The sequence below is a fragment of the Ralstonia sp. OTU4908 genome (assembly GCF_038440115.1).
GTDB classification, from domain to species: domain Bacteria; phylum Pseudomonadota; class Gammaproteobacteria; order Burkholderiales; family Burkholderiaceae; genus Ralstonia; species Ralstonia pickettii.
In genome coordinates, this window is record NZ_JASATD010000008.1 from 173,933 (window position 1) to 181,684 (window position 7,752).

General features: G+C 64.0%; 11 protein-coding genes and 1 pseudogene. 7 read left to right on the plus strand and 5 right to left on the minus strand.

Annotation, left to right across the window (positions count from 1 at the left end):
• Positions 1 to 166: 166 nt before the first annotated feature.
• Both AAHM38_RS09970 and AAHM38_RS09975 read left to right on the plus strand, forming a co-directional pair.
• Positions 167 to 781 (plus strand): annotated as a pseudogene (locus AAHM38_RS09970) (hypothetical protein).
• Between the two features lie 87 nt (positions 782 to 868).
• A complete protein-coding gene (locus AAHM38_RS09975; RefSeq protein WP_004628255.1) occupies positions 869 to 1,072 on the plus strand; it encodes a CsbD family protein in 204 nt (67 codons plus the stop codon).
• Positions 1,073 to 1,112: 40 nt separating this feature from the next.
• Here AAHM38_RS09975 and AAHM38_RS09980 read toward each other — a convergent pair whose 3' ends face one another.
• Together AAHM38_RS09980 and AAHM38_RS09985 are read right to left on the minus strand one after the other, a co-directional pair.
• Positions 1,113 to 1,691, minus strand: a complete 579-nt coding sequence (locus AAHM38_RS09980) for a response regulator transcription factor (RefSeq protein WP_004628252.1) — start codon at positions 1,689 to 1,691, stop codon at positions 1,113 to 1,115.
• 48 nt (positions 1,692 to 1,739) lie between these two features.
• Positions 1,740 to 3,086, minus strand: coding sequence for an ATP-binding protein (locus AAHM38_RS09985; protein ID WP_065860093.1), 1,347 nt, complete (start codon positions 3,084 to 3,086; stop codon positions 1,740 to 1,742).
• A 144-nt stretch (positions 3,087 to 3,230) separates the two neighbouring features.
• Between AAHM38_RS09985 and AAHM38_RS09990 the strand changes: the two genes are divergently transcribed.
• Both AAHM38_RS09990 and AAHM38_RS09995 read left to right on the plus strand, forming a co-directional pair.
• Entirely contained in the window at positions 3,231 to 3,725 is a 495-nt protein-coding gene (locus AAHM38_RS09990; RefSeq protein ID WP_037028777.1) for a copper chaperone PCu(A)C, read from the plus strand.
• 46 nt (positions 3,726 to 3,771) lie between these two features.
• The gene (locus AAHM38_RS09995; protein WP_116576212.1) at positions 3,772 to 3,993 is read left to right on the plus strand and encodes a hypothetical protein; all 222 of its coding nucleotides are present in this window, start codon (positions 3,772 to 3,774) and stop codon (positions 3,991 to 3,993) included.
• Between the two features lie 4 nt (positions 3,994 to 3,997).
• Here AAHM38_RS09995 and AAHM38_RS10000 read toward each other — a convergent pair whose 3' ends face one another.
• Genes AAHM38_RS10000 through AAHM38_RS10010 form a run of 3 tightly spaced genes read right to left on the minus strand, consistent with a single transcriptional unit; the run spans position 3,998 to position 5,058 of the window.
• Complete coding sequence (locus AAHM38_RS10000; protein WP_116576121.1) at positions 3,998 to 4,213, minus strand: cysteine-rich CWC family protein; 216 nt, start codon at positions 4,211 to 4,213, stop codon at positions 3,998 to 4,000.
• Positions 4,210 to 4,422, minus strand: coding sequence for a zf-HC2 domain-containing protein (locus AAHM38_RS10005; protein ID WP_037028081.1), 213 nt, complete (start codon positions 4,420 to 4,422; stop codon positions 4,210 to 4,212). Before AAHM38_RS10005 ends, AAHM38_RS10000 begins: the two co-directional genes overlap by 4 nt.
• Positions 4,423 to 4,464: 42 nt before the next feature.
• On the minus strand, positions 4,465 to 5,058 hold the full coding sequence (locus AAHM38_RS10010; protein ID WP_116576120.1) for a sigma-70 family RNA polymerase sigma factor: 594 nt from the start codon (positions 5,056 to 5,058) through the stop codon (positions 4,465 to 4,467).
• Between the two features lie 173 nt (positions 5,059 to 5,231).
• Between AAHM38_RS10010 and argB the strand changes: the two genes are divergently transcribed.
• Genes argB through slmA form a run of 3 tightly spaced genes read left to right on the plus strand, consistent with a single transcriptional unit; the run spans position 5,232 to position 7,699 of the window.
• Positions 5,232 to 6,158 (plus strand): acetylglutamate kinase, encoded by a 927-nt coding sequence (gene argB / locus AAHM38_RS10015; protein ID WP_065860095.1) that lies wholly within the window; start codon positions 5,232 to 5,234, stop codon positions 6,156 to 6,158.
• The gene (locus tag AAHM38_RS10020) at positions 6,158 to 7,003 is read left to right on the plus strand and encodes an HAD-IA family hydrolase (RefSeq protein WP_116576119.1); all 846 of its coding nucleotides are present in this window, start codon (positions 6,158 to 6,160) and stop codon (positions 7,001 to 7,003) included. The genes argB and AAHM38_RS10020 overlap by 1 nt, the downstream gene beginning before the upstream one ends.
• Positions 7,004 to 7,048: 45 nt before the next feature.
• A complete protein-coding gene (gene slmA, locus AAHM38_RS10025) occupies positions 7,049 to 7,699 on the plus strand; it encodes a nucleoid occlusion factor SlmA (RefSeq protein ID WP_015856104.1) in 651 nt (216 codons plus the stop codon).
• The last annotated feature ends 53 nt before the right edge of the window (positions 7,700 to 7,752 follow it).

A 7,752-nucleotide genomic window follows, 5' to 3' on the forward strand; every position in this document is an offset into this window, starting at 1 on the left:
TGCGGCCCGTTTTGTTTGGATGTCTGCAAACGCAAGCCCAACAAGGGTTTGCTCGGGATCACCCAGGGTCGGGCCCGTTTTCTGCTGAAGAAGGTGGTGCTGCACAGATAAATGCGCGCCGCGCACCTGGCGTGCGCGATTCCAACCACGACAAGGAGAGAAACGTATGAAACCGATCCAACGCCTGGCCCTGTGTTGCGTGCTTGCCTGCGCCCCCTTGGGCATTGCCCACGCCTAGACCACACCGGCGCCCACCGGCCCCGCCGGCGCCTCAGCCCCGAACGATGCCAAGCGCGCCGCCTACGACAGTGCCGTCAAGCAAGCCGATGCCAATTACAAAGCTGCCAAGGACAAGTGCGATGCGATGAAGGGCAACGACCGCGACGTCTGCCGCGCGCAGGCCAAGGGCGACTACAACGTCGCCAAAGCCAATGCGAAGGTGGAGCGCGATGGTACTGAAGCCGCCCGCAACCGCGCTGCCAAGGAAAAGGCCGAGGCTGATTACGACGTCGCCAAGACCAAGTGCGATGCCATGAAGGGTAACGAGAAAGACACCTGCGTGAAGGATGCCAAGGCCGCATACACGCGCGCCAAGGGCGGTGAGGAGGTGAGTCACGCCAAGGCCACCGGCAACGCCAAGGACGTGAGTGAAGCGCGCCGCGATGCCGTCAAGGACACCAACGACGCCAACTACAAGGCCGCCAAGGAGCGTTGCGACGCCATGTCTGGCGATGCCAAGACGAAGTGTCAGAACGACGTCGCCGCCAAGTTCAAGAAGTAAGCCGCAAGGAAGTGTTCACACGGGCGGCCTGCCGGTCGCCCCTGCTTTGTCTCAATCGCTCAATCTATCAATTGCAACGGAGGACGTATGAACTGGGATCAGATCGAAGGCAAATGGGATCAAGCCAAGGGCAAGATCAAGGAAAAGTGGGGCCAGCTTACCGATGATGATCTGACGGTGATCCGCGGCAAGCGCGATCAGCTTGCCGGCAAGATCCAGGAGCGCTACGGCTATACGAAGGAACGCGCTGAAGACGAACTCAAGGCGTGGGAGCGCGACACCCGCTGGTAATGCCGCGGTGATGTCGATGTAGTGACAGGCGGCCGGCCGTTTATTTTGCGACCGGCCGCTTGCCCAATTTGCGCTGCAGCGTCCGACGGTGCATGTTGAGCGCCCGCGCCGTGGCGGAGATATTGCCGCCGTGCTCGGCGAGTACGCGCTGAATGTGTTCCCACTCCAGGCGCGCGACGGACAGCGGCGCGGGGTTCTCCATCGTCTGTTCAGCCACGGCTTCAGACACGCCGACTTGCAGCGCCAGCAAAATCGAGTCGACATTGGCCGGCTTGGCCAAATATTCATCGGCGCCTAGCTTGACCGCCTGCACGGCGGTGGCGATGCTCGCATAGCCCGTGAGGATCAACATGCGCGCCTCGGGCAGCGCCTGGCGCAGTGGAGCAATCCAGTGCAGGCCCGAATCCGTGCCGCCGTGGGGCATGAGGCCCTTGTCGCTGGCAGCCAGATGTAGATCGACAGTGACATACGAGAAGCGTGTCTGGCGCGCCAGGGCCAATGCTTCGCCACCGGTGTGGGCGATCTGCGGAGCAAAGCCGCGGCGCGTGAGCGCGCGCGCCAGCGTCTGCGCAAAGACGTCGTCGTCATCGAGGATCAGAAAGGGGGCGGGCTGCTGCATGGAGTTCTCCGAGGCCGTACGCGCTTGGGGCTGCGTCAGGCCGTCTCGTTATGTAAAGAGGGTGGGCGCGCCCATGATGGGAGCGGCCGGGTGTTCTGTCGGACCACCGATCGGCAGGCGGAGTTCGGCAATGGCGCCTTGCGGCGGGTTCGGACGCAGCGTCACGGTACCACCCAGCCGGCGCGCCGTGGTGGAGGCCAGATACAGCCCGATGCCGCGTCCGCCGTGCCGGCTTGGCACCGGCGTGCGGCCAAGCGAGGCGCGCAGGTCTTCCGGCAAGCCCAACCCCGTATCGACGATGGACAGCACGATCTGCGGGGGCATATCGCGTGGCGCATCGGGGTTGGCGTCGATCCTGGCGGTCAGCAGCAGCGGCACCAGGTCGCGCCCGGCGTGGTGCTGGCTCCGGGCAGCGTTGTCGAGCAGGATGGTAAGAATCTGACCGACGTTCACCGCATCCAATTCCACTGCCTGTGCCGCGGGCGACGCCTCCGTGTGGAGGCGGATGTCCGGATGGCGAAGCTGCCACGTCTGCGTAAAACCCGGTAGCCATTGGCCGAGCGGCTCCGGCGCGCCGTCGTTGGGTTTGCTCTGCAGTCTCGCCAGTGCGGCGCGGCACAGCTCGAGCTGCTGTTCGATGGCGCGCAGGTCTTCACGGTACGGAGCGAGTGGGGAGTCGGGCTGCTTCGCGTCGTGCTGCAGTTCGCCGGTGATGACGGCCACGGTAGACAGCGGCGTGCCCATTTCATGCGCCACGCTCGCGCCTTGCGACATCAAAGCTTCGATGCGTTGTTCGCGCAGCAGCCGCTCGCGCGCTTCGGTCAGCTGTGCATCGCTCTCGCGCAGGGCGGCGGACAGGCGCGCCGTAAAGCCGGCGATCATCGCGCTGCTGGCCACAAAATCGATCCACATGCCGGCCAGGTGATAGGCCAATGCATCGGCCTGGTTCGCCAGCTTCAGCGGGATGTAGTTGCCGAGCATCATGCTGTAGGCGGCCAGGGCGTACAGCGTCAGGCCGACCACGTGTGCGATCGGCAGCATGGCGGCGGCAATCGCCAGCGCCGGCAGATAGAACGAGACAAACGGGTTGGTCGCGCCACCTGTGAAATACAGCAGGGCGGACAGCGCGGTCAGGTCCACCAGCAGTTGAACGGTGATCTCGATATGCTGCACGGGCCGGTTGCGCCGCACCCGCCATCCGGTCAGCAGGTTGAATAGCGCGTGCAGGCCCATCACGCTCAGCAGCGGCACCACCGGCAGTTGCACGCCAAATACCAGCGGCGCGAGCAGCATCAGCACCAGTTGGGTGGCCAGCAGGCTCCATCGCAGCCAAAACAGGCGGCGTAGACTGGAGGCATCCAGCAGCGGGGCGGCAAGAGACAGGGTGGAAAGCATGGTGAACAAGTGTAAACGTGCGCGCCGCGCGGTTCTCCGTGCGGCGATGCGTCAATCAGCCGCACAATTGTGCACCCAACCTATCTCCCCGCAGGTGCTGTGCTTTAATGCGCAGCACGTACGTCCTGACAGGAGCCTTTGATGATGACGTCCCGGTTGATCCGTTCTTCCGCAGCCCTGGCTGTGCTCACCGCTGGCCTGCTCGCCAGCGTCACCGCTTACGCGCAGGTCACCGTGCAAGACGCGTGGGTGCGCGGCACGGTGCCCGGCCAAACGTCCAGCGGCGCATTCATGACGCTGCAATCGGCCGACGGTGCCAAGGTGGTGGGCGTGTCGACGCCCGTGGCCGGCACGGCCGAGATTCATGAAATGAAGATGGAAGGCAACGTCATGCGCATGCGCGCCGTTCCGTCGCTGGAGCTGCCGAAGGGCCAGACGGTGCAACTCAAGCCGGGTGGCTACCACGTGATGCTCATGGACCTGAAGCAGCCGCTGGCCAAGGACGCCACCGTGCCGCTCACGCTGAAGGTGGAGCTGGCTGACAAGCGCGTCGTCGAGCAGAAGGTCGAGGCCCGCGTGCGCGACCTGACCGCCGGCAACATGCCCGCCATGAACCACGGTGGCGAACACAAACATTGATGGCTTGCGGCGAGTGTCGCTTCACGCCACGCAAGCAAGCATTCCCATGGCTAACAAGACACTGGGCACTCGCCAGAAACTGACCTTCCGCATCGAGCCTTCAACGAAGGCCGGCACGGCGCGCCCGCGCAACGTTTTCGTGCCGCTCGCCCGCGGCCGCAAGGCCGGCGCCCACACCGAAGGCGGCCACGCTGAACGTCAGCGCGGCCGGGCCGACGTCCGCCGCGCATTGCGCACGCTCGACGACGGCGGCAAAGACAAAGACTGATCAGTCAGTTGGATTCGGATGCTGCCCGCGCCAGCGCAATCGCTTCGCGCAGGCAACGCTGGCAGCGGCAGCCTTGTCCCGGGCGCCGCGCGCTGACAGGTAGCGCTTCTTCGGTCATGCACCAGCATGTTGTATCGCGCAGCGAGCCCTCGCCGATGGCGCCGCAGTGCAACGCCGCGCCGCAGATTGCGCATGCGGTGTTGGCAGCCGACGGGGTCACGCTTGGCTGCTCCCGTCGTCGTCGTGCCCGAGCTTGTGCATTGCCTGCCGCAGAAACCCCATCTGGTGTGAGAACCGCGTACACGCATCGCAGGCAAACAAATGCACGCGCAGGCGCAGCCGCTCACCTGTGGAGAGGTCGCGATCCATCTTCGACACCAGCATGCGGTGGGCTTCTTTACAGGTGGGTAGTCCCCAACGGTTCGGCATGATTGTTCTCGGTGATGCGGCTTAGGTGCGCCTGCGGGCGGTTCAGGCGGCGGTGGGCTGATTGCCGAACCAGTGCAGATCAAGGCACTCGCGCAGGCGCATGCGGGCACGGTAGAGCAGTGCCCAGGCATTGGTCGCGGTGATCTGCAATTCCTGACAAATTTCGTCGGTTTCCAACTCCAGCCACTCGCGCATCATGAAGACGCGGCCAACACGCGGCGGCAGGCGATCGACGCACATTTGCAGCACGTCGAAGAACTCGCGCCGCGACAGCGCGGCATCGGGGTCGCCCCAATCCGAGGGCGGGCTCGTGTAGTGGCCGTCGGCGGCGAACAGGCTGTCGAAGACCGCCTCGTCGGAACGCATGCCGGCCTCGTCGGATTCACCGCCCGCAAGCAGCGAGACGCGCACTTCGCGCCGCGCCGACCGGATCGCATCGATGATCTTGTGCTTGAGGATGCCGATGACGTAAGTCTTGAGCGAGGCGTTGCCGGCAAAGCGCTCTGGATGTTCGAGCACGGCCAGGATGGTGTCGGCCACCGTGTCTTCGGCCAGGGCCGTGTCGCGCAATTGCAATTGCGCAAAGCGCAGCAGGTGAGGGCGCAGCGCGTCGAGTTGGTCGGGTGCGATGGCCATGATTCCCCAGGGTGTTCTTTCGTGGCAACGGTATGGCGGGCACATAAGGTGCGCCGGCAGACCGTAGCGCCTTTTCTTGTAAAATCCCGCTGCCGAAAATGGGCTGCTTCGTTTTTTGTGTTGCAGGCGACATTCGGCGTTCCATCATACCTGCCCAACCGGATGTCACCGTCATGACCGCTTCTGCTGCCCCCGACCCTGCTGGCCTCGACCCCGAACTCGCGCATATCGCGCCACCGGTGAAGGCTGAGATTCTTGCGCAGGCTCTGCCTTACATTCGCAAGTTCCACGGCAAGACCATCGTCATCAAATACGGTGGCAACGCCATGACGGAGGAAAAGCTCAAGCACGGTTTCGCGCGTGACGTGATCCTGCTCAAGCTGGTCGGCATGAACCCGGTGGTGGTGCACGGCGGCGGCCCGCAAATTGACGAGGCCCTGAAGAAGGTCGGCAAGCAAGGTACCTTCATCCAGGGCATGCGCGTGACCGACGAAGAGACCATGGAAGTGGTCGAATGGGTGCTCGGCGGCGAAGTCCAACAGGACATCGTCATGCTGATCAACCAATACGGCGGCCAGGCAGTCGGCCTGACCGGCAAGGACGGCGGGTTGATCCGCGCCAAGAAGCTGAAGATGCCGGATCGGGAGAAGCCGGGCGAGTTTCTCGACATCGGCTTCGTGGGCGACATCGAGACGATCAATCCGGCCGTGGTCAAGGCGCTGCAGGACGACGCGTTCATTCCGGTCATTTCGCCGATCGGCTTCTCTGACGAAGGCCAGGCCTACAACATCAATGCCGACGTCGTCGCCGGCAAGATGGCCGAGATCCTGAAAGCCGAAAAGCTGGTCATGATGACCAACATTCCGGGCGTGATGGACAAGCAGGGCAACCTGCTGACCGACCTGTCGGCGCGCGAGATCGACGAACTGTTTGCCGACGGTACGATCTCGGGCGGCATGCTGCCGAAGATTTCGTCGGCACTGGATGCCGCCAAGAGCGGCGTGAACTCGGTGCACATCGTCGATGGCCGCATCGAGCACTCGCTGCTGCTGGAAATCCTGACCGAACAGGCGTTCGGCACGATGATCCGCTCGCACTGATGCGAACCACCCGGGCGGTGCGCGTGCGCCATGCTGCGCGCACCTTCCCGCGCGAGGTGCCGGCGGGCTCTGCGCCCGCCCGGCAGCCGGTCTGGCTGTTCGACCTCGACAACACCCTTCACCACGCATCGCACGCGATCTTTCCACAGATCAACCGGCTGATGACGGCATACGTGGCCCGCGTGCTTGGCACCGATGACGCCACCGCCAGCCAGGTGCGCGTGGACTATTGGCGCCGCTACGGCGCCACGATTCTGGGCATGGTCCGCCATCACGGCGTCGACCCCGATGATTTCCTGGCCGAGGCACACCGCTTTGAAGACCTGCGCGCCATGGTGCGCGCAGAGCGCGGCCTGGCCCAACTGCTGCGCGCGCTGCCAGGGCGAAAGATTTTGCTGACGAACGCGCCTGCGGCCTATGCGCGCGAGGTGTTGCGCCTCATTGGCCTGAAACGCGCATTCCTGCGCGAAATTGCCGTCGAGCACATGTGGGTGCACCGGCGCCTGCGCCCGAAACCCGATCCGCTGATGCTGCGCCGGCTGCTTGCACGCGAACGCATTGCGCCATCGCGCGCCATCCTCGTCGAAGACACGCTTTCTCACCTCAAACGCTATCGGCGACTGGGGATCGGCACGGTCTGGGTGACGGGCTATCTGCGGCGCGTGCAGCCCACTTCCGCTGCCGATGCATTGCATCCAATGCAAGCGGCAGCCGTGGGCCCGCGTGCAAATTCACCACATCAACCGGCCGCCACACCGATTTTGTTCGCCAACCGGCCCGGCTATGTGGGCGTGAAAGTAAAATCGGTGCTTCAACTAAAACGAAGGCTTGTTCGACGCGGCTAGGCAGTGGTAACTCCGCGCTCAGAACGGGAGAGGGGCCAGGAAGTCATGAGCAACGCGCAAACCGAGTTTCCGACCGCCGAGCCGGTCGCGGACGTCGCCATAGCAGCACCGCCGGTACGCAAACGCCCCCGCCCGGGCGAGCGCCGTGTGCAGATTCTGCAGACGCTCGCCGGTATGCTCGAGCATCCGCGTGGTGAAAAGATCACAACTGCAGGCCTGGCTGCACGGCTGGATGTCTCCGAAGCGGCTCTCTATCGTCACTTCGCCAGCAAGGCGCAGATGTTCGAAGGGCTGATCGAATTTATCGAGCAGACCGTCTTTGGCCTCATCAACCAGATCACGCTGCGCGAAGAACACGGTTTGCGCCAGGCGCATGCCATCGCGCACATGCTGCTGTCGTTTGCCGACAAGAATCCAGGCATGACGCGCGTGCTGGTGGGCGATGCGCTGGTCGGCGAAGACGAGCGCCTGCCCGAGCGCATGGCGCAGTGCCTGGATCGCATCGAGGCGTCGCTCAAACAGAGTCTGCGTATCGCGGTCACGCAGGGTGCTTGGCCTGCGGATACCGATATCGCATCGCGCGCCAACCTGCTCGTGTGTGCTGTGCTGGGGCGCTGGCATCGGTATGCCAAGAGCGGTTTCCGGAAGTCTCCAGTGGAAGGCGCGGACGCGCAGTTGCGGGTGCTGTTGGCTTGAATGCGCTTCACCCCAAGCAAAAGCCCTGCGATGCGGGGCTTTTTTGTTGTGTG

Excerpts from the sequence above, each read along its gene's own strand:
- AAHM38_RS09975 (WP_004628255.1), top strand. The coding sequence starts at position 869 with ATGAACTGGGATCAGATCGAAGGCAAATGGGATCAAGCCAAGGGCAAG.
- AAHM38_RS09980 (WP_004628252.1), bottom strand. The coding sequence starts at position 1,691 with ATGCAGCAGCCCGCCCCCTTTCTGATCCTCGATGACGACGACGTCTTT.
- AAHM38_RS09985 (WP_065860093.1), bottom strand. The coding sequence starts at position 3,086 with ATGCTTTCCACCCTGTCTCTTGCCGCCCCGCTGCTGGATGCCTCCAGT.
- AAHM38_RS09990 (WP_037028777.1), top strand. The coding sequence starts at position 3,231 with ATGACGTCCCGGTTGATCCGTTCTTCCGCAGCCCTGGCTGTGCTCACC.
- AAHM38_RS09995 (WP_116576212.1), top strand. The coding sequence starts at position 3,772 with ATGGCTAACAAGACACTGGGCACTCGCCAGAAACTGACCTTCCGCATC.
- AAHM38_RS10005 (WP_037028081.1), bottom strand. The coding sequence starts at position 4,422 with ATGCCGAACCGTTGGGGACTACCCACCTGTAAAGAAGCCCACCGCATG.
- AAHM38_RS10010 (WP_116576120.1), bottom strand. The coding sequence starts at position 5,058 with ATGGCCATCGCACCCGACCAACTCGACGCGCTGCGCCCTCACCTGCTG.
- argB (WP_065860095.1), top strand. The coding sequence starts at position 5,232 with ATGACCGCTTCTGCTGCCCCCGACCCTGCTGGCCTCGACCCCGAACTC.
- AAHM38_RS10020 (WP_116576119.1), top strand. The coding sequence starts at position 6,158 with ATGCGAACCACCCGGGCGGTGCGCGTGCGCCATGCTGCGCGCACCTTC.
- slmA (WP_015856104.1), top strand. The coding sequence starts at position 7,049 with ATGAGCAACGCGCAAACCGAGTTTCCGACCGCCGAGCCGGTCGCGGAC.